Raw genomic sequence first — 26180 nt, forward strand, 5'->3', positions numbered from 1 at the left:
GGCGCTATTTAAGTTTCACTTCAACTTAGGAATTAAAAACTAAAACTCAGTTTTGCGTAGTAAGTCATACCATCAAAACCATAAGGTAATGCACGAACAGGGTATTTGAATGCTTGATTAGTAATAAAATCAAGAGCTTCGTCTTCGCCAAGTTCGTCTGGGGTTACATCAAAGATATTATCAATACCCGCCGATAGCATCAGTTCGTCAGTTAACTGATAACCAAGGTTAACATCAACTAATACTGCTGACTCAACAGTGCTTGTGTCTTTAAACTCACCTGTAGGTGATAATTGATCAGGCAAACCAATGTGGTCATTACCAAAGTATTTAACGTCTGTTTCACCATAATAATTAAAGCGTAGCATGCTGTTGAAATCGCCACGATCGTATTCAAATGTTAACGTTGCACGCTCACCTGGTTGACCGTCTGTTAAGAAACTACGTTGTAAATCATCAAGGGCAATTGACTCAGGAATCCCTTCCGGTGCATTCACATCATCAATTTCAGTCTCGTTAATGTTACCTGCAAACGTTGCTGAGAAATTACCATCGTACAAATCAGTGCGATACGAAGCGATGATATCAACACCTTTGGTGGTTGAATCAACCGAGTTTGAGAAATAGTTAGCTTGCTGTGCCCCTGTTGCATTAAGTGCAGCGACAGCTTCGGCACTAAATGCCACATCATCCGCAGACATTAAGCTGCCAAGAGTAATTCTGTCTTTAATTGCAACATGATAAAAATCTACGGTCAGTGATAAATCGCTTGTTACGTTATAAACAAAACCTGCACTTAAGTTTTCTGAGCTTTCAAGACCGAGGTTATCAACACCCAGTGCTGAGGGGAAATCAGAGCCTGCTGTTGCCGTAAATGATTGCAGTAATACGCCACCAGCACCTAAATTTGTGGTGTAAGCTGTATACGCACTTTGTTGTAGAGATGGTGCTCTAAAGCCAGAAGAAATAGCACCACGAACAGCAAAGTCATCGGTAATTTCATAGCGTGTTGCGAGCTTACCAATGATGTCATCACCAGCATCAGAGAAGTCTTCATAACGAAGCGCTGTGCTTACTTGCCATGCGTCCGTGATCAGCGTTTCGGCATTTACATAAAATGCATAGCTGTGACGGCTCTCTTCATTTGACGCTTCAGGGCGCAAACCGTTATATGCCTGGAAACCACACTCAGCGAATACGCTACTGTCGTTTACCGCAGGGTATGAAGTATCTGAATTAGCTAAACCACACGCATAAGAGGCTTCTTCGCCCGGCACGATCTCATAGTTTTCTTTACGATATTCAGCCCCCACAGATACATATAAAGGCTCGCTGCGGCCAATATCGACAATACCATTGAGGTCTGCATTTATAGTCGTTTGGTCAAATCTAAAACCCCCTGAGTACCCGCCGTTAGGGCCTGCATTTGCAACAATATCAGCATCGCTTGCATCAGGGTTATTCGCCACATATTCAGCAGCATACGACGCATTTAGCGTGTTTTTAGATGTGAAATCATAGCTATTTTCACCATATACGGCAGATACGTCATAGCTCCAATCTGGAGTTAACTCACCGCGCAGTCCAAGTGAAAACGAAATATCTTCGGCTTCGTTATCTATGCGAGGTAAAAAGCCATCGCCATATACTTGCACAACGTTCTTCGCTGCTTGGTCAAAATTACGGTAAAAACCATTACCTAGCGCAGTACGGTTTGAGTATCCGCCAAATGAGTAAAGTTCGGTCTCACCAAAAGGTAACGCCATATTATAAAACACAGAGGTAAATTCGCTATCAGCATTACCTTGTCCCCAGCGAACATCATCAGATAGCGTCCCAGCGGGCACATCAACTGAGCCACCAATATCACGCTCTGCGCGGTTGGTGCCATCCGCATCACGGTATTCCAAAGAAAAGTTAATGAAACCGCCTTCATCGCCTAAGTCGAAGCCACGGTTTAAACCCATTGAAATAGTGTCACCATCGCCTTCACCCGTGCTACCAGCTTGCACATAGCCCGTTGTAACACCGGTTGAATCGTTTAACGATAAGTTGATAACACCGGCAATCGCATCAGAACCATATTGCGCAGCAGCACCATCACGAAGTACTTCAACGCCTTTTAACGCAGTAAGAGGAATCGCATTCATATCGGTACCCGCAGCACCGGCACCTACAGTACCATTTAAACCAAAAATAGATTGGTTATGACGGCGTTTGCCATTGATAAGCACTAACGTTTGGTCTGGCTGTAAACCACGAAGAGTCGCAGGTCTAAATAAGTCAGAGCCATCTGACACTTGCGTACGAGAAAAGTTAAATGAAGGAGCCGTCGCTTGCAGACTTTGGCCCAGTTCAGTGAAACCACCTTTGTTTAAGTCGTCAGCATCAATCAAATCAACCGGCGATGTTGATTCGGTAGCCGTACGATTGGCAACTCGTGAGCCTAATACTGAGATTTGTTCGATGTTTTTATCTGCTTTAGCAGCAGATGCTTGCTCTGCTGCCTGCACTGAAGTCGCAGAAACAGCCACACTAACCGCAACGGCCAGCATACTTAAAGAATGTGTTGTCATGTGTATCCTGTTGATATTCCGGCTTTCCTTAAAACAAAAAAACGCCCCTTTTGGAGAAATTAAGAAAAGCACTAAGCACGTGTTGTTGATTTTAGAAATCACGATTTTTGAAAGTTAACTCAAGCCTGCGAGTTAACTCTTACATAACATCCTATCAACAAATACACAAAAGGGAAGAAAAATAAGGTACGACTTAGGTATAAACATTCCCATTTGTAGTATTAATAGGACTTTACAAACAGAAATTATTCGTTTTTCAGTAGAAATAAGCAAAATAATGCAACTATCAGCTTATCTCTACTGAGAAGGGAAATGTTTACTGATCTTGCTCAAGCATCGCCAGTTTTTCATCTTCAAGCATTAACGCCATAGTGGCAATCTCAGATAAGCTCTCGTCTAGCGCATTAAAGAAGGTGACAAACCCTTCGCCTAGTTTTTCTGGTTCAGGGTGATTTGCCAGCGCCTGATCCCACATCGCGAAGGTCGTTAGTAAATCGAGAGTTGCTTCAAAATTATCAATAAACAGCTGACCATCTTCGCTTTCATTATCTTGCTGATCATCAGCTTTAAGTAAAAATTGTAAGTCGCTGTGCCAAATATCTTGGTTCACAATATACGCCGCAATATAGCCGCTACAAAAGTCCTGCAATGCTTGGCTTGGCTCATTGCTGTTTACTTCATTTGGGTATAATTCTGCTAAGATTTTCTTTTGTTCAACTTGTGCTTCGGTGATGTTATCAAGCAATTCAATCATCGCATCGCGAGGCTCTGAATCTGTCATTAAAGTGTTAAACACCGACTCATCATTGTCAGCAATATAATTTGCTAATTCTGATTCCCCAAAAAACTCTGAGCAGGCCAATAGACCAGACATATAGCCAAGCACTTGGTCCAAACTAACTTGATTAGTCTCGCTTTGACTCGCGAGGTAGTTTTTAAACACATCCGAACTTTGTTGATTTAGCATATTGAGCCTTTGCATGTTGGTTTGCTATGGGTGTATTCCTACCCTAGCGAATTCACAAATTTTTGCAACAACTGAAATACTGTCAGCTAGTTACAGTTTTCCTGACCTGACTTTGCACAGGAAACACGCAGCTAATTCGTGTGCCCATTCCTTCTGTACTTTGAATATCAATACAGCCTTGATGTTCATGCACTATGGCATACACCATGGTCATCCCCATGCCGGTGCCTTCTCCAACAGGTTTTGTGGTGTAAAAGGGATCGTATATTTTCGCAATGGTTTCTTCTGACATGCCGGCGCCATTGTCTTCAATATCTATATAAATATGCTGTTCGAGCTCATATACTGCAACAGATATTTCAGCATTTGATTTTTGATTATCACAGGCTTGTTTTGCATTAATTAGGATATTGACTATCACTTGGCTTATTGCAGGTAAGTTACACCAACTTTGTGATATAGGGCTGTACTGGGTATGTAAATTACAATCACGCAGTTGGTTTGCTAATAGTTTTACGGCACTTTTTACTGCATCTGTCATATCAGCAAATTGCTTGTCGTGACCTTTGGGCCGCGAAAAATCTAATAAATTAGCAACAATTTTACTGATCCTTTGCAATCCTTGTGAGGTATCGCTAATTAAGTCAGGTAGCTCTTCGGCTACAAAGCGAAATGAATGCAATTTATTTAGCTCAGTTAATTGCTTACAGAATGTTACTTTATCGGTTTCACTACAAGCAAACTCATCGCACACAGCGAGCAAATCACTAAAGTAATCACAATAGTTTTTTAAACAATCAACATTACTGATGCTATATGCAAGCGGGTTATTTATTTCATGCGCAACCCCTGCGCAGAGTGTTCCTAAAGTAGCCATTTTTTCAGCTTGAATAAACATGGCTTGATGGTGTTTTAAATCAGCAATTTTTTGTTCAAGCTCACTGTTTAATGCCACTAAAATCCTGCTTTTATCTGCAAGCAATTGCTCAGCTTCTTCTCTGGCCGCTTTTTCTAATAAGTAGGCTTGCTTAAAGTCATCCATTTTCATCTCAAACTTTATTTGTCTCTTTTAAAACCTAGCACAAGGCTGGATTTAAGGCTATGTTATTGATTAACGATGATTCACAGTAAAGCGCTATGGCTGAAAAAGTTAGCAAACAACATATTCAGGTTTTATGCATCGATGATGACGAAATCGTCTTGCGGACTCTTTTGCGATTGTTATCAGCGAATAACATCACTGCAAAAGCCTGTGCAGATCCACTTGAGGGACTAAAAATTTTAGCTACCTATAGTTTTGATGTGATTATCTGCGACATGCGAATGCCAAACATAGATGGCGCTGACTTCTTTGCGCAAGCACTCAATATAGACCCTGAGCCTCAACGGATTTTGTTAACTGGTTACTCAGATATCGACAACACTATTGCTGCGGTCAATAAAGGTAGGATCCATGCTTACATTCAAAAACCTTGGCAAAATGAGTTACTGCTGCGCAACATCAGTGATGGCATAGAAAAAACCTCATTAAAGCGCCAAAGCAAGCAGTTAGAGCAAAAAATAAAAGCGCAAAATAGCCAGTTAAAAGAGCTAAACAACAACCTTGAGCAAATGGTCGAAAAACGCACTCTACAAATTCGAAAAGTGCTCAAACAACTAGAAGAAGTAAACGAACGTGAAAAACACGAGCATCGCAGTACCTTTGAGATTTTATATAACTTTATTAATGCCAACCCATACCTTGATGGTATGCAAGCACAAAACATTGCCACTACCAGCAAACAAATTGCTGAACATCTTGGTTTAGATAAAAAACATATTGAAATGGCAGAAATGGCAGGCTACCTAGCACAAATTGGCTTGCTTGCCATGGAGCCAGAGCTTTATAAAAAGCCAACCAGAGAGCTTACAGAGAACCAAAAAAAGTTATTTTACACACACCCTAGTACCGCTCAGCTAATGCTAATGCCCGCTCCCCATTTACATGATGTATCTGAAGCAATTTATTACCAATTTGAACACTACAATGGCTCCGGCACACCTAAGGGTTTAAAAGGTAAAGAAATTCCAATTACGGCAATGATATTAGCTGTAGCGCGTGATTTTTGGCAAGCAATTGCTCATATCACAGTAAATGACAACAGCCGTTATGAAAGCGCACTCGATCAGCTACAATTATATAGCGGTACTCACTACCATCCAAAGATTTTAGAAGTGTTAGGGAGCCTTAAAATCAGCTGTGCTAGTGATCAAAAAGTGGGCACTATGAAGATTCTCACGGCACAGGATCTTAAAAAAGGCATGGTACTCGGCCATGCACTTAGAAGCTATGACGGTATCTTGCTTTTACCAAAAGGGCATGTGTTCGGTGCCAAATCAATTGCTAAGCTACAACAACTTGAAACGAAAAAACCAAATCCTTTCAGAATCATGATCAAAAATTAGCGAATAAAGTGATCACATATTCAGCTTACTTCGTTACAATGTGATTTATATTACGATTACTTCTAAAGGAGCACTCAGTGTCGCGATTTTCCGCCATAACCGATAAGCCACATGATGGCCGATTCAACAAAAAAACGGGCATTTTATTGACCAACTTAGGTAGCCCAGATGCACCTACTACCGCGGCACTTAGAACTTACTTGCGCGAATTCTTATCAGATCCTCGCATCGTTGAGATCCCACGTTTTATTTGGATGATCATCCTTTATTGCTTTGTACTTACTTTACGCCCAAAACGCTCAGCGGCACTTTATAAAAGTATCTGGACTGAAAACGGCTCACCATTGACTCACATTACCCGAGAGCAAAGCAAAAAGCTGGCAGCCCTTTTAAAGGAAAAAGGACACCAAGACACCGATGTAGTTATGGCGATGCGCTACGGTAACCCATCAATCGAAGCTGGCCTTGAAGAGCTTCGCGAAAAAGGCATCACACGCGTTATTGTGCTGCCAATGTACCCGCAATATTCAAGCACCACCATTGGTTCAACGTTTGATGCGGTATCAGATGTACTGCGTAAGTGGCGCTGGGTACCAGAGCTTCACTTTATTAATGGTTATCACGATAACCCTATATACATTGATGCTTTAGCTGCTAGCATTAGCGAAGATTTAAATGCCCACGGCACACCACAAAAGCTAGTGTTTTCGTACCACGGTACACCTAAACAGTTTTTAGAAAATGGCGACCCATACTATTGCTTTTGTATGCAAACTACTCGTTTAGTTGCCGAAAAACTTGGGTTTGAGAAAGACTTTGCTGTAACTACATTCCAAAGCCGTTTTGGTAAAGCAGAATGGTTAAAGCCTTACACTGACGCAACACTTGAAAGCTACCCTGCTGAAGGCATTAAAGATATTGCAATCATCAGCCCTGCATTTAGTGCCGATTGTCTAGAGACATTAGAAGAAATAGAAGGTGAAAATCGCGAAATTTTTGAACATGCAGGCGGTGATAAATACCGTTATATACCTGCATTGAATACCCGTGATGACCATATCAATGCCATGTTTGAAGTGATAAAACCATTACTTAAATAACGAAAGGCCCCAGCAAATTTGGGGCCTTTTTTATTATACACTGCCTTGCGACTCGACAACTAAAACTCGCGCTTCTCCCTTAGGCTTTGCAACATGCTCCGTGCCAACACTGGCAAAAAAGATATCCCCTGCATTGAGAAGCTCAACGCATACTTCACCATGCTGCTTATAAAGCATTTCGACCTGACCACTTAACACCACAAAAACTTCTTCACCATCATTGATATGCCATTTGTAAGGTTTATTTGTCCAATGCAAACGTGTTGTAATACCTTTCATATTGGCAATATCTAATGCCCCCCAAGCTCGATCAGCTGTGAATTCGCGACTTCGTATAACTTGCATCGTTTAAATCCCTCAATCTTTACGAGTCATAACCAAGGTCACCGTACCTGCAACAATTCCCCAAAATGCAGAACCGACCGAGAATAAAGTTAGGTTTGAAGCTGTGACTAAAAAGGTCACGATAGCGGCTTCGGTATAATACGCCTCAGTTAATGCTTGCTGTAAGCTACTGGCAATGGTTGCAAATAGGGCAATGCCTGCCAACGCCAAAATCAATGCCTGTGGCAAGCTTGCTACCAAACCAACTAGCGTAGCTGCAAGGAGCGCCATAATAATGTAAAACACACCACCAGCAATGCTTGCCCAATAACGTTTGCTTGGGTCTTTATCCGCCTCAGGGCTCATACAAATGGCAGCGGTGATGGCCGCAAGGTTAATGGCATAGCCACCAAATGGCGCAATAATCACATTTAATAGCCCGGTAACATTTAAAGCGGCCGACACGGGTGCTTTATAATGGTGTGCTTTTAACACGGCAATACCTGGTAAGTTTTGCGATGTCATAGTCACAATGAATAGCGGCAAACCAACGCTTATCATAGCGTTAAGATCAAACTCAGGAGCAATATAAGCAAACTCGCTCATTCTCCATTGCCAACTAGTTGTATCTATTTGACCCGTTAGGCCTGCCATTAAAAAGCCAGCCACAACCACGGCAAGCATAGCAAAACGCGGGAAATAGCGTTTCCCGCACAAATATACGGCCACCATTAAACCAATCACTAAAGGTAGCTCGTTCATAAAATTAAATACACCAATACCAAAATTCACCAGCACGCCAGCAAGCATGGCACAAGCTAGTTGGCTTGGTATCTTATTCATCATTTTTTCGAATATGCCAGTAATGCCAGACAAAAACACCAGCACCGCAGAGAACATAAACGCGCCAACAGCTTGATTTAAGCTATACCCTTGGGCACTTGAAATAAGTAGTGCCGCACCAGTTGTTGACCAAGCGATAAGAATGGGCACTTTATAATAATAAGACAAAGCAATTGAGCTCAACCCCATAGCAAGACCGAGCATTAGCACCCAACTAGCAACTAAATCAGGCGTGCCACCTAAAACCATAACAACCTGATAAATAAGCGCTATTGAGCTGGTAAAACCAATAATAACGGCCACTAACCCCGCAGTTGCTCGACTGATGAGCTGACTCATGTACACATACTCCATGGCAATTAAAAATCTACCATATCCTATGATTTGCTAAATGGCACTGTACACTTTTGTAGTATTTTAAGATTTGATTACTATACAGATGAGACAAAAAAGGCGTGTTAGTAACACGCCTTCTACAAAATTAAACCACCTCTAAACAAGGCTCTTTGACCACGGTAGGCTTATCGAAAATACCTAAGCGAATGCGAATAAAGTGCAAAATTTCTTTGGCTACATCAATACCCAGTGCACCTTCTAAGCCTTCAAAACCTGGGCTTGAGTTTGCCTCACAAATTTTGAAGTGTTGCTCATCAAACAATAAATCAATGCCCGCTACATCAAGATTAAGTACGTTAGCAGTTTGTGTAGCAAGCCATTCAATTTCTGGTGTAATAGGGAATGACTTACCTGTACCACCGGCACTCACATTGGCTTTAAAGTTTTTACCCTGCGAGTTACGCTCCATACACGCGACAGCACGGCCACCGATAGTAAGTACTCGCAAATCACGGCCATGGCTGGACTTAACAAACTGCTGTAAAATAATGTTTGCTTGTGGATTTGCAGCCTCAATAAGCTGCATTAAGTCATCAAACTCTTCTTTTGATTTTGATAAAAATACGCCACTGCCCTGCGAGCCTGATAAGGTTTTAATAACCACAGGAAAGCCAATTTGCTTTTCAACTAAATCAATATTCACTGGGAACTTAACCAGCATAGTATTTGGCGTTGGTAAATTACACTCAGCTAGAATTTGCTGCGCGAACAGTTTGTCTTTAACTGTTTCAATTGATTGCGAGCTATTTACACAGTAAACACCCAAGCGCTCAAGGTGGCGAATAATCGCCAGCGCAAAATACGTTGTACTTGCACCCATGCGAGGAATAACAAAATCTGGTAGTTGTACTGACTGGCCATCAATTAAAATACTTTTACCATCTTCACGAGTGATAGTGAGATCAAATTGATCAGGCGAATAAACCTGTAACTCTATACCCTCTTCTTTTGCTGCCGCAAGTAAACGTTCTACTTCATAGGTTTCTTGCTTTAACAAACCTTGGCTATCTTTATAAATGATCCAGCCGCGCATGGTCGGTACCTCTAATCTTGGAGTTTCAGTGACAAAAAAACGCGGATTATGCTCAGCATTAGCAATCGAGTAAAACAAATTAATTTTATCGACACGATAATAAAAGCAACTACTTACTGATTATCTATTGACCAACTTGTTAACTTAAGGTAAAAACTAACAGTAAGTTAACATAAAAACCCGTAAGAGAAACATGTGAACAGGACGCTTGCATTAATCTTTATTTTGCCGCTTACAGCCTTTGCACTGAATGAATGGCATATTCAAAGTGATGGTTTTAAAACAAAACCCAGCACTCAGCAGTTTGTTGCCTCTTACAAAGCTGAAGCAGTTCAAATAGCCCCGCAGCCAATTGTGAACTTAACTGCGCCCCTTAACCAGTTATCTGACCGCGCACACGATTACCTATATAAACAAGGCCGTTTACCCGAACAGTTAGCAAACACCGCATTCAGCGAGTTTGATTTAGATACCCTTAAAACCTTACAACCCGGCGATAACTTTATTTTAGTAATAGACGAATATCTTAGTTACACCGTAGAGATCAGTAACATTATAGAAGCCAGTAATGGCGATAGAAGTGTGTTTGGGAAGGTCAATGCTCATGCTAAAGCTGACTATCAAGCGGTGATGACCCTCACAGAAAATACCCTACAAGGCCAATTTGATGCCAATAACCAAAGTTATAAATTTCAAAGCCATGGTGAATATGGCTGGGTGACAAAGTTATAGGTTACGAGTTTCGAGATGCGAGATGTGAGATATTAGTCTGTAGCAGCGATTTTATATCGCGTCAAAGAGCCTAAATCCTAGCGCCCAGCGCCAAACGTTTTCACTTGTAGGCGTGAAACTTGTTTCGCGCGAAATAAATTTCACGCCTACGATATCGTATTTAACCTTGGCAAGGTCAGCCACAAACTAAATTAAAACTTATGACTTAAAGCTTACAGCTTCCTTTCCCCTCACAGCTTTTCAACTACCACTGGGAATAAACTTGCGCCGTCACTATCGATTGGGCTTAAAATCTCAAGCCCAAGGATTTTGGCGATAAGCGGATATACATCTAAATTACTTACTTCATCTACACGTAGGCCTTGTTTAAAGGCAGGTCCGTTGGCAATAAAAGTTGCAGCCATATCTTCGCTATAGGCATAGCCATGAGTGCCCAAATAGCCTGCCATTTTACTATCAGTGAACACACGAGGTGCATCGGTTTGCAAAATAATATCGCCAACTCGCGGGCCTTTATTATAGTGATAACCACGCTTTTGCTGTTCAGTTAGCACGATGTAACGACCCTCAGCCGCTTTTGCGAGCTTTTTACTAAACCCACTGATGTCGGCTTTACTATCTGGTTTTGCATAATATAAAACACGTGGACCGGTGTTTTGCACTATAAAGTTTTCGTCTTGAGGTAGGCTATCAATTTTAATACTAAGGTTTGGATCAACAGACGCCATACCATGATCAGACACAATCACTAGATTAATGTTTTCATCAAGCGCTTTTAAGCGGCTAGATAAATCCGCCATTAAACTATCTAACTTTTGCACCGCATCATAGGTTTCTTTAGCATCAGGACCAAACTCGTGTCCCATGCTATCTACCAGCGAAAAATAACTGATCACCAAACGTGGGCGCTGTGCTTTTGGCAAGCTTAACCACTGAATAATTTGATCAACACGCTTTTGGTAATCACTGTGTTTAGAATAATGATAAAAGTAATCAGGCAGCATGCCGTTAAAGCGCGCATCTGACTCAGGCCAAAAGTAGGTTGCTGCTTTTAATCCTTGCATTTGTGCGAGGTTCCAAAGCGGAATGCCACTAAACCATGTACTATCGTCTTTCCCTTTACCCATTTTGTAGCAATCGTTGCGCTCAGTATCACAAAAGCGGTTTTCAACAATGCCATGATTAACAGGTAATAAACCGGTGATAATCGACAAATGATTAGGGAAAGTTTTGGTCGGATAAACAGGGCGCATTTTAGTTGCTCTAACGCCCTGCTCACTGATTGCTTTTAAATGTTTTGCATGGTGTTTTTCAATGTAATCCCAACGAAACCCATCTATCGAAATAAGTACGACCGATTGTTCTTGCTCCGCTTTTACTATCGAGCTGAACGCTAATAAACTTGCTAAAACTAATTGCCAAATACGCATGCGAAACCCTTTTTAATTCAATTTGTTGATTTGCTCAGTGACTTTATCAAACTGTTTTGAAAATTTTGTGATCATGCTTTCTAGCTTTTTCACACTACGTTTTAAACGTGAACCATTTACTTTAAATCTGTCACTTCCGACATCATTTCTATACAGCCAAAAGGCTTTCCTTTCTAATTAAAGATAATAAAGAAGTGCGTAAAACTGAATAATATATGAATAAAGGTCCTTATTTAAAGTAATAACTTTAATAAAAATGGATATTTTAATTTAAGATACAAGCTGTTAGATTTAATTTAATAACTGGCAAAATTTTGCTAACAACACGCAAAAGCCCGATTTTACCGCTTTGTGGGAATGAGAAATGATCGATTTTGGTAAGAAAATAACTCCAGCACGCGAAATGCGTTCTACCAATAATTTACACACTGCGCTTGAAAGTGATCGGGGCCGCATTATTAACAGCGCTGCAATTCGCCGCTTGCAACAAAAAACCCAAGTTTTTCCACTCGAACGCAACGCCGCAGTGCGCTCAAGACTAACTCACTCGCTTGAAGTACAACAAGTAGGCCGTTTTATAGTACAAACAATTTTTAATAAGCTTAGTGATGCAAAACAAAAAGAGTATGGCCTAGCGGGGCTTGAACGACCGCTTGAAAGCCTAGTAGAAATGGCGTGCCTAATGCACGATATCGGCAACCCGCCATTTGGTCACTTTGGCGAGGCAGCCATCAACCAATGGTTTGAAAAACACTTAGACGCACTAACACCAGAGCGCTGTAAAGGTATTGGCATTAGTGTGATCTTTAAACACCTAGCACAAGACATCAAAAGCTTTGAAGGTAATGCCCAAGGTATTCGCATAATTCATTCATTACTATCACTAAACTTAACCTACAGCCAAAGTGCCGGAATTTTAAAATACACCCGCCCGGCCAGCATGACGAAAAAAGACAGTCCGCAAGATAAAAATTACCTGATGAAAAAAGTGGGTTATTACTTTAGCGAAAAACCTTTTATAGATGCACTGCAAACTGAGCTCGAAATTGAGCAATACTGCCGTCATCCTGCTAGCTATATTATGGAAGCTGCCGACGATATTTCGTATTGTTTAGCCGATATTGAAGATGCCGTAGAAAAGGGCATTATTAGTGTTGAATCGCTATGTGAAAAGCTAAAAGATCAATACACCCGCACACTCACTAACCTAACCATTAACGATACTAAGCACAGTGACTTTGCCGAAAAAGCGATTGATTATGCATTAAGTAAAGCTCAAGAGCAGCCCTACAATTTTAACAGTGAGTTTTTTATCTATCTGCGAGTTACTTTGCTACACCCATTGGTAAGTTACGCGGCAGACCGGTTTATTAATAATATAGAAGCCATTTATCACGGTGATTTTAATCAGGCTTTATTAGAAGACCGCAGTCACTTGCACGCCGTTACGCTCACTTTAAAACAGGTAGCTTTAAAGCATGTATTTTGCCACAAAGAAGTAGAGCGATTAGAGCTGCAAGGTTACCGTATTATTAGCGGTTTACTCGATTGCTATAAACCTTTACTTACCCTTGATGCAGAAGCTTTTAAGCGTGTTTTAAGAGGCGATCAAAACTATTTAATTGAAACACGCCTAGTTAAAAAGCTGTCTAATAAACATTTAAATAGTTACCAAAAAGCCATTGATGCCCTAAAAGCCGAACCAGATCATTTTGCCGCCTACGAATTTTATTATCGCTGCCGCCTAATTCAAGATTATATCAGCGGTATGACCGACCAATTTGCTTACGACGAATACCGTGCGCTCATGGTAATTGATTAGCTAATACGAATAGTCGTAATTTGTTAACCTAATGTGGATAAATTACCCGTCTCAGCTTAGAATTAATTAACTGTCGGCTCATCAATTAAACCTTACTGGTCTGAACTTATGCCAATTATTAGAACAACTTTTTGCTTATTACTCCTAAGCTTAAGCTTTACGAGTAAAGCGCAGTACAACGAAGCTATGTGTATTTTGTTAAAACAGCAAATGCACGAGTATCGCTTTAATACCAGCAATAAGAACTACCGATCTGCTGCCAGAAACTATGAAAAAAACTGTAAAAATCCCACCCCTGTAAATAACGCAGCTGGCTTTGAAAAACTAGAACAACAAACTAAAGAAATCGTTCCTGTTAATTCAGCGACAGCAGCCAACCCTAATGTACATTCTGGTGCAATTCTAGCTACGCCTGAAGAAGAGACTACACCAGCTGTTGAGCAACCTTCTGAAATCAACGAACAGCAAACTCAGCCAGAGCAATTAGCTGCAGAACCCCAAGTTCAAGAGCCTGTATCACAGCAACAGCAAATAGAGCAAAGTTCAACACTTGCAGAGCAAACAGAAATGCCAGCAAAAGTTGATCGAATTACGATTTCTGATGCTCCTGAAGAACCTGTAGTAGAATCAACTACCAACCCTGCAATTCAAGAGCAAGCTGTTGCAGTTAAACCCCAAAGTGCTGAAGCTGAAACAGCACCTGCTGAAAAACCAGTTGAACCTGAAACAAAAGTAGATTCGGCGCTAATACCTATTCCGACGCCAACTCCAGCTCCTATTCCAGAAAACAATGATAGCTCTTCAAGCTCATTATTTATGCCAAGCCTAATTGTGTTGTTGGTGCTACTTGTTGCAGGTTTAGTGATTGTGCGTATTCGTCAAAGCAAAAAAGCAGACGAAGACTCAGAGCTTGAACAAAGCTTGATGCAAGCTAAAGCATTAAAAGCCGCAGCAGAAGCGCAAGCTGCCGCTGAAAAAGAAGCTGAAGAGTTAAAAAATGCAACTGCCGCCGTGCTTAGTGAAGAACAAGATCATCCGCATGCGGACAACAATATAGTACCTGACAATGCTTTTTCGGCAATCGAAACACAAAGCAGTGATGAACTATCTGAACTTATGCACTTTAGTGCACAGCATGATACAGACGAGCAAGAATCTAAAACATCAGCAGAACCTGCTCCTGCAGATGATTTTGCTAATGCCCATCAATTTAAAGATCTTGAACTTGGCTACGACGAGAAAAACACGCATGATTCTGAAGATGACTTTTTAGATGAACAACGCGAGCTAGAGCAAGAGCTTAAACTCGCAAACCTTTCTTCATCGTTCACCGTTAACGAAAAAGTAGATACTCAATCTGATGACGTTCAGCAAGATGAACCGGCCTTAGGAGATCAAAGCTTTACTACATCTTCTTTCGGTTTTGATGAATACTCAACTAAAGAGCCTATCGCAGAAGACGAACCACGAATCACTGAGACCCAGCCATTTGAAGAGCCAGAACTAGAGGCTCCTGAAATAACTGAACTTGAGCAACCAGAAATAGAAGAGCCTAGCTTTACTGCATCTTCATCGTTTGGTTTTGATGAATATTCAGCTAAAGAGCCTATCGCTGACGATGAGCCAGTTTTAGCTGGGATAGAAAAGCCTGAAAAGCCTCAAATTAGTGAGCTTGAGAAACCAGAAATAGAAGAGCCTAGCTTTACTGCATCTTCATCGTTTGGTTTTGATGAATACTCAACTAAAGAGCCTATCGCTGACGATGAGCCAGTTTTAGCTGAGATAGAAGAGCTTGAAAAACCTGAAATTGACGAACTTGAAAAGCCAGTAATTGAAGAGCCTAGCTTTACTGCATCTTCATCGTTTGGTTTTGATGAATACTCAACTAAAGAGCCTATCGCTGATGATGAACCTGCAAAAGATGAGGTACCTGAGTATGACTTATCTTCATTAATGGATGATGATTTATCTTTTACTGATCATTTCACTGAACAAGATCAAACAGTCACTGCACCAAATACAACAGCTGATCAAGACGATATTAGCGATGATGATTTAGCTAAAGCTTTACAAGCACTTGAGCAAGAGCTGCAAGATGAACCCGCTTCATTTAGTTTAGAGGAGCAGACACAGCCAATTGAAGAAACGGTTGATGTTTCTAAAGAGTTAAATGACGACGATGAGCTTAAAGAAGCTGATAAAGAGTTAGAGCAACAAGATGATAAGCCACATAACCCATTTGCCAACTTATCACTTGACCCTGCTTGGGATCCTAGTTCAGACGAGAAGCCTGTGATTGAAAGCAAATCCAAACAGCCAAAATCACAAGCCTTGATTGACGCAGAAGAGCGCGCCAAACAGTTTAAAACGGATGAGTGATAAAGTTACGAGTTACAAGGAGAAAGTTACAAGTTTCGAGGCTAAAGCCCGTAGGACTGGCTTTAGCCGGGAATTGTCTTAAGTTACGAGGGAAAAGTAGCGAGAAATGAGATGCGAGTCTGTAGCAGCGATTTTACATCGCGTCCTAGCGCCTAAACCCTTACGCCTATGCTTCCCCCGTAGGCGTGAAACTTGTTTCGCGTCTGAATATAGAAAATTTGAAAAGGTTTACATGGATTATGTTTGATTCTATTCGGCACTAAAGTACCTTATATGGACTCCTCCTATTGCACAATACCCTTCGTTAATTTTGTCAGACTGCGTGCTTATATGCGGGCTCATAATGAGGAGCTACCTCGGCCCTTTGATGTATTCGCGCCCTTGTGCCTCTTCTCCTACTCGGTGTTTTAACACGCCAGGTACTTTACAGGCTATCAAGGGTGGGTCTAACCGCTTAACGCAGGTTCTTGGTCAATACTGTTGTTTCTGTTATCGAAGGCTAAATATTAATTTGTCAGTAGCATTGGTTCATAACTCGTGCCCTTTTTCAGCATGGCATACGCTGTCCTAACTGTTTTATTTGCTAACGCAATGGCGGCGCACTTCACACCGCGTCTTTCAACTAATGCTTTGAGCCATTGTTCTTTTTTCGTTTTTGGCTCTCGATGCTTTAACTGACTGATGACTGCTCTGGCTCCGAGAAACAAGTGGCTCCGTAATGTTATCTCGCCACGGTATTTGGCTATATGACCTATTCGTACTTTTCCACCACTTGAGTGCTGGCGCGGGGTGACACCAACATTGGCTGCCGCATTACGTCCACTCGTAAAATGGGCTGTGTCACTTAAGCTTATTAATAAACCAACCGCTGTGATAGGCCCGACACCCTCAAGTGCCAGTAAGCGTTCACATTGCTCATCTTGTTTTACTAAACCTATCAGTAACTCATTTAATGTTTCTTTTAATGTTGATTGCGCTTTAAATAATTCATAGCACTGAGCTATACACTGCCTTAAACCAGCGGTTAATCCATTATCGCTATCTTCTAGAATCTCAGGGATAGCTTGCCTAAACGCGCATTCTGACTGCTTGATTACAATTCCAAATTCAAGTAACAGGCCCCTGACTTGATTAGCCAACTGCCGTTTTTGCTTTTCAGCTAACGCACGCATTCGCTCGATTGATTGTAAGCTTTGCTGTGCTTGTGTCAGTGATTTACACGGGCGAACATTGGGTGAGAAAGAAGCCGCAGCTATTGCAATGACATCATTTGCATCCGTTTTCTGGCCAACTCTAAATGCTTTGACAAATCGAGGGTCTAGAATCACGACTTCATGACCAACACTACGCGCTTTGCGTGCCCAATAATGAGCACCGCCACATGACTCCATGACAACTTTACAACGAGGTGACGTAGTGAGTATGGTTAGTAGCTCTTTTCTGCTCACCGCTTTATTACTTTGTAGTTTTTGATGAAAAAACTTACCGACTTGAAAAACATTTTTTGCCAAGTCGATACTAATTAGGTTAAATTTTGACATGTATGGATTCCTTATTGGTAAAAGTAATTGTCCAATCTCTTTATACCGTACTCACCCTATTTGGGGGAGGAGTCCATACATCTCCTACAAGACCTCCTACAATTGAAATCAAGCTCGTAGCAGCGATTTTACATCGCGTCCTAGCGCCTAGTTCCTGCGCCTTTCCCCTCGCTAACTAAATACTCACTTAACCACTGGCCGTGGGCGCATTATCCAATGAAACACAAATATCAAACCAAAAAACACCAGTACAGCTAAAACACACAACACAATAATGTTAGTTGGTAAAAACGAATCTGTACCATAACTGTAGCGCTTTAGCTCTTGCTCCATACTAATTTTTGCGCGCTCAGCTTTACTGGGTAATACAAACTCATGAAAAGGGTCAGTAGGCTTTGCTTCTGTTCGGGCAAGTTGAGCATTTTTTTGCTGCCATAACATATCAAACTGCTGAAACTGAACTTGCTTATTTTCAAAGCACGACTCTAGATTTTGCAGCTGTAGTGAGCGAGCAGCACAACGTGGCGGCATAACATAAAAGCGCTCCCATGCAGCTTGTTTGCTAATGTAGGCTTGCTCAGTTAATGGCTCTGCCAAAGTGTTTTCAAGCTCATTAATGTCAGGGTTATACAAAGACGATTTAAGCTCTGCTATTTGCTCTTCACTAAAGCATGTTTCAGATATTCGTGCCGACAAGCTTTGGATGCGTTGTTTATAAGCTTCAATTTTGTCGAGAAGATTGGTTTTGCGCAGGGCTATTTGTAACTCTACACGTTCTGCATGCATAGATTGGCAAGCTTCTGAAGGAGTTGATTGCTGCGCACAGACAAAACTAGGCAACAACAACGCTGTTGTCATTAAAATCCGTTTAATCATTAATTTACGTCACTGTAAAAGTTAGGGGTACAGATTAGCAGTTTCTAATAAAACTGCAAGAAATCTGCGCTAAACCCACCTAAAAGACTGATAAATTACCAGTGCAAGCTTTTACATATCCCACGAGCAATACTTATTAAAAGTCTTCAGATTGATTATTTCCACTATCAAACTGCTTATCATCCATAGCAAACTGCTCAAGCAACCAAGCTTTAAACAGCCGTACTTTTTGCCATTTAAAATGATCGGGCGGCGCAGCAAGGTAATACTTAAATTGGCATTGATATTCAAAGTTTGGATAAATCTCTAGCTGACCAAGTTGAAGTTGAGTTTCGATTAAGCGCCGTCTTACCAATGCAATACCCTGCCCCGCTAACGTGGCTTGAATAACCAATGCTGCGTTATCGATTTCAAGTGCGGGGAGCGCATCTGGACTGACAGCTAGTTGCTGAGCCAAAGTTAACCAGCCTCTCTCTGCATCTGGGCACACATCTTTAATTAATTTTTGTGCCAGAACCTGTGGTTTTAGGGGCTTATGAACATCAATGGCACCAGGTTTATAAGCCAAAAATAGGCTGTCGTCACTGATAAGCTCACTATGCAAACCCGGGTAACTACCTTGCCCAAATCGAATACCTAAATCGACCTGTCCAGATGAAAAGTCAGCAAGTTGGTCACTAGGCTCTATACGCACTTTGATATTGGGGTATTTGTTTTGAAAATCGCTAATACGACCAAGTAACCAGCCACTGGCGAAAGAAGGTAACACAGTTAAGTTTAACGTATTTGGGTGGCTATCTTGACTAACAGCCTGTACACCAGCCTGCAAATGACTAAAGCCCTTAAGTACATGGGGCAAAAGTTGTTCGCCTTGGCGAGTTAGTTCTACATAGCGGGTATGACGAGTAAATAAACTGCAATCAAGCTGTTGTTCTAACAGGCGAATTTGTTGACTAACCGCAGCTTGGCTAACAAATAATTGCTCTGCCGCGAGCTTAAAACTACCTAACTCTGCCGCGTGCTTAAAGTACCAAAGGCTTTTTAATGGAGGTAACTGCATACGCATTCATGGTTAATAAAAACTTAAGCATAGGTAATTTTTAATCGTTTGTCAGTAGTCGTAACACAAGTAATACTCATACAGCCAACCGCAACAAGACAAGGACAACCACCATGAAATACTTAATTATTTTATTACTTTTGTGTGCCTCAAGCTTTAGTTATGCCAATCAACCGGTAATAACGCAGCTTGATACCGATGAAGGCTACCCTTATAAAAACTTAATTCAAAAAGTAGAACGAGTAGAAATTCGTTATGTAGAAAACACAAATTCGGTGACCTGCAAAGTCAATGTGCAAACTCTGCACAACCAATACATGGGCAAAGAGCATACTGTCTCAGCCAAGCTGTTTGCAAAACGCCCAATGGCCGCTTGTTTAACCCGAAAAAAAGCCAAGCAAATTCTCTATATGCTGTAACCCTTTCAACCTTGTTAAACTAGGCTACGAATGCAGTACTTCCCCAGTAGCCTAGTTTTTTTACCTGTCGGCGTGAAATATGTTTCGCGCACAACATTTTATAAAATGTCCAAATCTATTATTCACAAAGAGAAGTGAACGAGAAGACAATGAGATACTAAATTAAGCCAATTAGTTAATTACCTCTAAAGCGCAGCGTCTCTTATCCTCTTTGCGAGTATTGGCTTTTCTCTGTGTAGCGCGCAGCCCCCTGTGTCAGGATAGTTGTCGCCTCTAACATTTAGCAGAGGCAAATAAAATGAGACGTCAATTTACACAAGAATTTAAAGTTCAAGCTGTTGAAAAAGCATTATCTCAATGTGATGATGTTCGCTTAGAAGATATTGCAGATGATTTAGGTGTCGGTTATTCAACGTTACAACGTTGGATAGCACTGGCAAAAAAGCATCAACTTGAAATACACCAGACGGGTAGCCAAATGACAGCAGAAAAACGACCACAAGACTGGAGTTTAGAAGAAAGGCTCAACGCGGTCATTGAGTGTGGAAGTTTAGATGAAGCCGCCATAAATGAATACTGCCGTAATATAGGGCTTTATCCGCATCATATTCAGCAATGGAAGAAAGACTTAGTAACACCACCTTCAAATAAAACAGTAAAGTCAGACAGTAAACAGCTTAAGCAAGAAATAAAGCAACTGCAAAAAGAACTGAATCGCAAAGATAAGGCCTTAGCTGAAACTGCCGCTCTGCTTGTGCTCAAAAAAAAAGCGGATGCACTTTGGGGTTTCAACGAGGACGATTAACAACAGCGACTGAGCGACATGAATTAATAACGCTTATCACAAACGCACAGGCTTCAGGGGCAAGGAAAGAAAAGGCATGTGAGTTACTTGGACTGACACTAAGAACCGTTCAGCGATGGATTGAAGCAGACGATATGACTGACAAACGGACGAGTACGAAAAAACAGCCGCCAAACCGTCTCACAGAGTTAGAGCGGCAGCGCATTATTAATACGGTTAATTCAGCCGAATATGGGCATTTACCGGCCAGTAAAATAGTCCCTAAGCTGCTTGATAAGGGCATATGGATAGCGTCTGAAAGTTCGTTTTATCGTGTCATGAAGGCACATAACTTATTAACGCATAGAGAAAAAGTAAAGCCAGCTAAGCCGATGAAAAAGCCAAGAGCATTGAAAGCAGTGCGTGCAAATGAAGTATACACTTGGGATATCACCTATTTACCAACGAGCGTAAAAGGGCAATTTTTATACTTATATTTAGTGATGGACATTTTTAGTCGAAAGGTTGTTGGCTGGCAGGTTTACGACACACAGTTAAGTGAATTAGCCGCAGATTTAATGAAGGATATTTGCAGTCGGGAGCAAATAAAGCGCGAGCAAGTCACGTTGCACTCAGATAATGGTAGCCCAATGAAAGGCGCGACATTACTGGCAACATTACAGGAGTTAGGGATTGTGCCATCATTTAGTCGACCGTCAGTAAGTAATGACAATCCATACTCTGAGTCGTTATTTAAAACGTTAAAGTATCGCCCAGAATACCCAGAAAAGGCATTTGAAGATATAAGCGCAGCAAGAGAATGGGTAAGTGGGTTCGTTGATTGGTACAATAATGAGCACCTACACAGTGGTATAAAATTTGTGACGCCAAACCAACGTCATTCAGGTTTAGATAAAGAAATATTAGCTAAGCGTCAGCAGGTAAACGACGCAGCTAAATTGAATAACCCAAGTCGTTGGTCAGGAAAGTCACGAGACTGGTCAATGATAAATGAAGTAAATTTAAACCCTGAGAAAAAAGAAGAAATGCGGGCGGCATAAAATTTAACTTGAGGCGACAACTAACTTGAAAAACTCCGCTACACAACAAAATCAACAATACGCTCTAATGGCTCATTACAATTTTTGGGATAACACTGGCACAAGTTTAGGATTTAAATCTCTTAAGCAAAGCTTACAAGCACTAAAAAACCCGCTATTACAACACGAGTTATCAGAAGTGATTACGCTTTTAATAAATCGTATTCACCAACAAGAAAGTGATTTAACGTGCCTCCCTAATCACGCAATAAAATTACACAGCCGTTACACTCGCCAGCAAATATTAGCTGCATTTGGTGCACATACGTTTGATAAAAAATCGACTGCACGTGAAGGCGTATTAGAGTTCAAAAAACAAAATTTAGAATTACTTTTTGTAACTCTCAACAAATGCGAGAAAACCTATTCGCCAACAACGCTATACCATGACTTTGCGATCAGCCCCACTCTGTTTCATTGGCAAACGCAAAACAGCGCCCGACCAGAACACGGCCGCGGTCTAAGCTACATTCAGCACCAACAAACAGGCAAAACCATCTTGCTGTTTGTACGTGAACAAAGCAAAGATGAAAACGGCCGAACCATGGGATTTGTGAACTATGGCGAGGTTAAATATCAAAGCCACAGCGGCAGCCAGCCAATGAACATAACATGGGAATTAGTAAGCCCCATGCCAAGCGAAATGTGGCATGAAGCAGGGAAGTTAGCGGTTGGTTAAAGCATTAGCTTAAAGAATCATATTTGTACTTTGTCTGCGCGACTAGATCTAACGCGTGGACATTTTTACTTCCCGCCAACTCGAACCTATCCTTTGCTAGCCAGAGTTTAGCGCCATTGCTGCTGGCAACTTGGTATGCCCAGTTGCTTACTGCAAGGGATTTGTCTACATCACAATGAAAATAGCGAGTTAGTTCATCAGTGAGTAGCTGGCTGTGACGATCTAGGTTTTGATCTTGCCAACGTTCACGGTGCAGCTGGGCTGCTAAAAAGTCGCGTTTGCTGTTATTACAACTTCTATGGGCAGCAACAAAATTATGACCTAAATCGTTAGCGTAGCGGGCAAATGGAATAAAGTGATCAACTTCTATCGCGCTAGTGAGTGGCTTTTGACAATAAAAGCACTGGCCTTTTTGTATTTCGACTAAAACTGGTTTTGCTTTGTTAAGTGCTGCGCGGTCGAAACCAAATAAAAAGTCATGCAGTTGGCTTTGCGGGCCAATAAGTGCTTGATTGTGCTTAATGCTTTGAATCTTTTGTAGCCATGCATTTTTAGCTAAATAGACAACTAAATCGTAAAAGCGTCTAAAACAAGCGGCTATGCCTGCGTTTAGAGTGATATAGCTTTTTCCTTTTGTGTGCGGATATAAAAAGCATTCTTCTTGTTTGGCGAGAATTTGTAAGCGCCACAACGGGCCTGTTTTTAAAGTGTCTAAAGCTGCTTTGTAAGTAGTGTGCCAGTAAGGGCTTAATTTGAGCTGGCGTAAGCTACGAATATTGTTTTGCTGGCACTCATATAGCACCGCAATTACTTTTGATTGCGCCCCCGAATTTTGTTTTAGTAAAGCACTTTCACCACTGTGAGCAGAAGAAAATGGCACTGCATGGTGCCAATAAAGCTCTATTAACTTTTCAGCAAGCTTAGCAAGATCAATGTTTAACTCGCTAGCTTCATACATCATTGGCTGCTCAACACAAACATCAGCTAACGCATGCAATAGTGCAAACTTATAGGTAGCACTAAAGTCGCCTTCCATCAGCATGCGCTGAATGTATGCAATAAAATCGAGTTGCTGCTGCATGGCCATCATCAATCAAGCCTTGTATGTACTTTTGAATAGTGCATTAAAGTTCATGAACTGTTCCCTGTTTACGCCGATTTATTTGCCATTTATGCTCATAACGCATTGTTGTGGCTTGAATATTGGCTATTTAGTTTAGGAACAATCTAGCATGAAAAGCTATTGCAAATATAGGATTTTAGGTAGAGTCACTCTTTAAAACCCATACAATATTGGGAGAATTGCGGTATAACCTGCTATACCGCATTAAACTACTATATCGTTCTTCTATGCAGAATGGCGTTTAGCCATGTTTCTGTGGCGCGCTCTGGGCGTTGATCGGCGCTTTGCCATGACTTGAGAATAAACAGGTCGGTGTTTTTAATAATGCTCTCAAGGGCTTGTTCGTTTAGGTCGGTAAATTCACGACCGTTATGTTCGCGCTCGCCGTCGCCGTATTTAAACGATACATACACGATGCCTTGTGGCTTTAATGCGCGGGCAAGGTTATTGAATGGGTTGGTAAAGTCGTTTTTTGCTACGTGAATAAGGCTTGCGCAGCACCAAATGCCGTCGTATTTGGCAACGTCGTTTAGCTCTTGAAAACTGCTTACTGCAACGTCTTGGTTTAAGTATTCTGACGCCAGCTTTGCCATATCTGGACTGATATCGAATGCATCTACGCTATAACCACGCTCTTTAAAGATGAAAGCGTCGCGGCCAGAGCCACAACCGGCATCAAGTAAAACGCCTTTTTTTGGGATCAGCGGTAAGAATTCGTCGTAAAGTTCATTGAGGTCTACATCGAGTGTGGCATCTACAAATGCTTGTGCATTTTGGTTGTAGTATTCGACGGTTTTGGATGCCATTTTACTTCCTTTATATTGGCAAGGTTGCTTGGTGCTAAAATATCATTAAAGCTAGGTACTAAAAAGATATCAAATTGATTTTAAGTATTTTTAGCGAGAAATTTTTATATATTCAAGCGTAAGTAACGAAGCGCTGTATTGAAGAAATAATACTCACAAAGAGGATAAGAGACGCTTCGCTTTAGAGATTACAAAACAAGTATTAGTCTATTTCGAACGCTCATTGTCTTCTCATTCACTGTTCATTATGCAAAAAGATATTTGAACCACATAGTACATAGAGGCGCTATGCGCTGCATAGAGAAGGTAATTTCACAAAGAGATTATGAGACGCTGCGCTTTAGAGCAGTACACTTTAATATCTTCTTATCTTCCTCTGTGCTCTCTGTGTCCTCTGTGGTTAGAAAAAGATCTAGTAGGTCTATGAAAACATACGGACAGTAAATACGATAAATCCTCACTGTCTTCTCATTCACTTCTCTTTGCGCGAAAAACAAAAGCTGAGCGCTACACAGAGAAAAACTTCAGTTACGCATTTTCCCTATAGTTTTATACTTTTAACTCAACAACATTGCACAATTGGCAATTTACTAGCACTATTATGTATTAAAAAGACTTTAGTCTGAGGTAAGCATGCACGACAAGCAAACTCATTGCCAGCCTACTGGTTGCAATAACTGTAAAGACAATTTAGAACTTGGCTTTGATTTTACAATGGCTTTTCAGCCAATTATTGATTGCACCGATAAACACATTTTTGGCTATGAGGCTTTGGTTAGAGGGCCTAATAATGAGTCGGCTTATTCTGTTATCTCACAAGTTAACGATGAGAACCGCTATACCTTCGACCAGCTTTGTCGCATTAAAGCTATTTCGCTTGCAGCTAAGCTGAAGCTTGATTCGATTTTGAGTATTAACTTTTTACCTAACGCGATTTACAAGCCTGAGCGCTGTATTAGAACAACCCTTGAAGCTGCTAAACAATATGGCTTTCCGGTAGAACAAATTATGTTTGAGTTTACCGAGGTTGAGCAAGTTGAAGACAGTTCACACATCAAACGCGTGATCGAATATTATCAATCTCTGGGGTTTATTACCGCAACCGACGACTTTGGTTCTGGGTATTCGGGTTTAAACTTATTGGCTGATTTTCAGAGCAATATTATTAAACTGGATATGGAATTAATTCGTGATATTCACTTTAATAAAGCGCGCCAAGTTATTGTTAATCATTGTATTGCTATGTTTGAAGAACTCAACATAACCGCCCTTGCCGAGGGGATTGAAACAGTTGAAGAATATCAATGGTTACGCCAAGCCGGCGTAAGTTTGATGCAAGGGTATTTCTTCGCCCGCCCGGGGTTTGAGAGCTTGCCAGAAGTTGATTTTAGTAAGTTTGAGTAAGTAAGCACAACGAGAATCGAGTTGCGACAAAGCAAGAGCTTTCAGACGCGTGAAACAAGTTTCACGCCTACATGTAGCAGCGGGTTTATCCCACGTCATTAGGTGCTAGGCTCTAGGACGCAATGTAAAATCGCTGCTACCTCGAATCTCGTAACTTTACTCTTTCCCCTTGTAACTTGCTAACTTAAGGCATTTCCCGGCTAAAGCCAGTCCTACGCGAGAAACATTAGGTTTTGGGCGCTAGGCTCTAGGTCGCGATGTAAAATCGCTGCTACCTCGAATCTCGTAACTTTACTCATTCCCCTCTTGTAACTTAAAACTCGCAACTTTATCCACTTTTA

Annotated in this window: 20 protein-coding genes and 1 pseudogene; 9 read left to right on the forward strand and 12 right to left on the reverse strand. The window is 41.2% G+C overall.

Annotated features, from left to right (window positions below):
* Positions 1-32 precede the first annotated feature (32 nt).
* From J8Z25_RS18975 to J8Z25_RS18985, 3 genes are all read right to left on the reverse strand, one after another.
* On the reverse strand, positions 33-2576 hold the full coding sequence (locus J8Z25_RS18975) for a TonB-dependent receptor plug domain-containing protein (protein ID WP_250662056.1): 2544 nt from the start codon (positions 2574-2576) through the stop codon (positions 33-35).
* 316 nt (positions 2577-2892) lie between these two features.
* On the reverse strand, positions 2893-3543 hold the full coding sequence (locus tag J8Z25_RS18980) for a UPF0149 family protein (protein ID WP_167657362.1): 651 nt from the start codon (positions 3541-3543) through the stop codon (positions 2893-2895).
* Positions 3544-3625: 82 nt separating this feature from the next.
* A complete protein-coding gene (locus J8Z25_RS18985) occupies positions 3626-4585 on the reverse strand; it encodes a sensor histidine kinase (protein WP_167657361.1) in 960 nt (319 codons plus the stop codon).
* A 95-nt stretch (positions 4586-4680) separates the two neighbouring features.
* Here J8Z25_RS18985 and nosR point away from each other — a divergent pair, with 95 nt between their 5' ends.
* Together nosR and hemH are read left to right on the forward strand one after the other, a co-directional pair.
* The gene (gene nosR, locus J8Z25_RS18990) at positions 4681-5988 is read left to right on the forward strand and encodes a response regulator c-di-GMP phosphodiesterase, NosR family (RefSeq protein ID WP_250662057.1); all 1308 of its coding nucleotides are present in this window, start codon (positions 4681-4683) and stop codon (positions 5986-5988) included.
* 77 nt (positions 5989-6065) lie between these two features.
* The gene (hemH, locus tag J8Z25_RS18995; RefSeq protein ID WP_130052945.1) at positions 6066-7088 is read left to right on the forward strand and encodes a ferrochelatase; all 1023 of its coding nucleotides are present in this window, start codon (positions 6066-6068) and stop codon (positions 7086-7088) included.
* A 33-nt stretch (positions 7089-7121) separates the two neighbouring features.
* Here hemH and J8Z25_RS19000 read toward each other — a convergent pair whose 3' ends face one another.
* The 3 genes from J8Z25_RS19000 to J8Z25_RS19010 form a co-directional block, all read right to left on the reverse strand.
* Entirely contained in the window at positions 7122-7433 is a 312-nt protein-coding gene (locus J8Z25_RS19000; protein ID WP_167657359.1) for a cupin domain-containing protein, read from the reverse strand.
* Between the two features lie 12 nt (positions 7434-7445).
* The gene (locus J8Z25_RS19005) at positions 7446-8594 is read right to left on the reverse strand and encodes a benzoate/H(+) symporter BenE family transporter (protein ID WP_250662058.1); all 1149 of its coding nucleotides are present in this window, start codon (positions 8592-8594) and stop codon (positions 7446-7448) included.
* Between the two features lie 142 nt (positions 8595-8736).
* Entirely contained in the window at positions 8737-9684 is a 948-nt protein-coding gene (locus tag J8Z25_RS19010; RefSeq protein ID WP_130052947.1) for an ATP-grasp domain-containing protein, read from the reverse strand.
* Positions 9685-9879: 195 nt separating this feature from the next.
* On the opposite strand from J8Z25_RS19010, the gene J8Z25_RS19015 reads away from it, so the two are divergent.
* Positions 9880-10416 carry a protease inhibitor BamI-like protein gene (locus J8Z25_RS19015; RefSeq protein WP_250662059.1) on the forward strand — a complete coding sequence of 179 codons (537 nt, stop codon included), beginning with the start codon at positions 9880-9882 and terminating at the stop codon, positions 10414-10416.
* A gap of 230 nt (positions 10417-10646) precedes the next feature.
* On the opposite strand, the gene J8Z25_RS19020 is transcribed toward J8Z25_RS19015, so the two are convergent.
* Positions 10647-11846 carry an alkaline phosphatase family protein gene (locus J8Z25_RS19020; RefSeq protein ID WP_130052949.1) on the reverse strand — a complete coding sequence of 400 codons (1200 nt, stop codon included), beginning with the start codon at positions 11844-11846 and terminating at the stop codon, positions 10647-10649.
* A 364-nt stretch (positions 11847-12210) separates the two neighbouring features.
* On the opposite strand from J8Z25_RS19020, the gene dgt reads away from it, so the two are divergent.
* Together dgt and J8Z25_RS19030 are read left to right on the forward strand one after the other, a co-directional pair.
* Positions 12211-13668 (forward strand): dGTPase, encoded by a 1458-nt coding sequence (dgt, locus tag J8Z25_RS19025; protein WP_130052950.1) that lies wholly within the window; start codon positions 12211-12213, stop codon positions 13666-13668.
* 108 nt (positions 13669-13776) lie between these two features.
* Entirely contained in the window at positions 13777-16047 is a 2271-nt protein-coding gene (locus J8Z25_RS19030) for a hypothetical protein (RefSeq protein WP_250662060.1), read from the forward strand.
* Positions 16048-16553: 506 nt separating this feature from the next.
* On the opposite strand, the gene J8Z25_RS19035 is transcribed toward J8Z25_RS19030, so the two are convergent.
* From J8Z25_RS19035 to J8Z25_RS19045, 3 genes are all read right to left on the reverse strand, one after another.
* Entirely contained in the window at positions 16554-17588 is a 1035-nt protein-coding gene (locus J8Z25_RS19035) for an IS110 family RNA-guided transposase (RefSeq protein ID WP_250661092.1), read from the reverse strand.
* Positions 17589-17771: 183 nt separating this feature from the next.
* On the reverse strand, positions 17772-18464 hold the full coding sequence (locus tag J8Z25_RS19040; RefSeq protein ID WP_250662061.1) for a hypothetical protein: 693 nt from the start codon (positions 18462-18464) through the stop codon (positions 17772-17774).
* A gap of 136 nt (positions 18465-18600) precedes the next feature.
* Positions 18601-19524 (reverse strand): LysR substrate-binding domain-containing protein, encoded by a 924-nt coding sequence (locus J8Z25_RS19045; protein ID WP_250662062.1) that lies wholly within the window; start codon positions 19522-19524, stop codon positions 18601-18603.
* 113 nt (positions 19525-19637) lie between these two features.
* On the opposite strand from J8Z25_RS19045, the gene J8Z25_RS19050 reads away from it, so the two are divergent.
* From J8Z25_RS19050 to J8Z25_RS19060, 3 genes and pseudogenes are all read left to right on the forward strand, one after another.
* A complete protein-coding gene (locus J8Z25_RS19050) occupies positions 19638-19943 on the forward strand; it encodes a hypothetical protein (RefSeq protein WP_130052954.1) in 306 nt (101 codons plus the stop codon).
* A 298-nt stretch (positions 19944-20241) separates the two neighbouring features.
* A protein-coding gene (locus J8Z25_RS19055; protein WP_250661090.1) for an IS3 family transposase occupies positions 20242-21788 on the forward strand; the annotation gives its coding sequence in 2 pieces (ribosomal slippage) (positions 20242-20722 and positions 20722-21788; 1548 coding nt in all).
* A gap of 40 nt (positions 21789-21828) precedes the next feature.
* A pseudogene (locus J8Z25_RS19060) lies at positions 21829-22506 on the forward strand (DUF3427 domain-containing protein); the annotation flags it as partial.
* 4 nt (positions 22507-22510) lie between these two features.
* On the opposite strand, the gene J8Z25_RS19065 reads toward J8Z25_RS19060, so the two are convergent.
* Together J8Z25_RS19065 and J8Z25_RS19070 are read right to left on the reverse strand one after the other, a co-directional pair.
* Entirely contained in the window at positions 22511-23599 is a 1089-nt protein-coding gene (locus tag J8Z25_RS19065) for an HNH endonuclease (protein ID WP_250662063.1), read from the reverse strand.
* Between the two features lie 242 nt (positions 23600-23841).
* Positions 23842-24435, reverse strand: a complete 594-nt coding sequence (locus J8Z25_RS19070; RefSeq protein ID WP_250662064.1) for a class I SAM-dependent methyltransferase — start codon at positions 24433-24435, stop codon at positions 23842-23844.
* Between the two features lie 633 nt (positions 24436-25068).
* Here J8Z25_RS19070 and J8Z25_RS19075 point away from each other — a divergent pair.
* Complete coding sequence (locus tag J8Z25_RS19075; protein WP_250662065.1) at positions 25069-25839, forward strand: EAL domain-containing protein; 771 nt, start codon at positions 25069-25071, stop codon at positions 25837-25839.
* Positions 25840-26180: the final 341 nt, after the last annotated feature.

The organism is Pseudoalteromonas sp. SCSIO 43101, from assembly GCF_023650775.1.
Taxonomy (GTDB): Bacteria; Pseudomonadota; Gammaproteobacteria; order Enterobacterales; family Alteromonadaceae; genus Pseudoalteromonas; species Pseudoalteromonas apostichopi.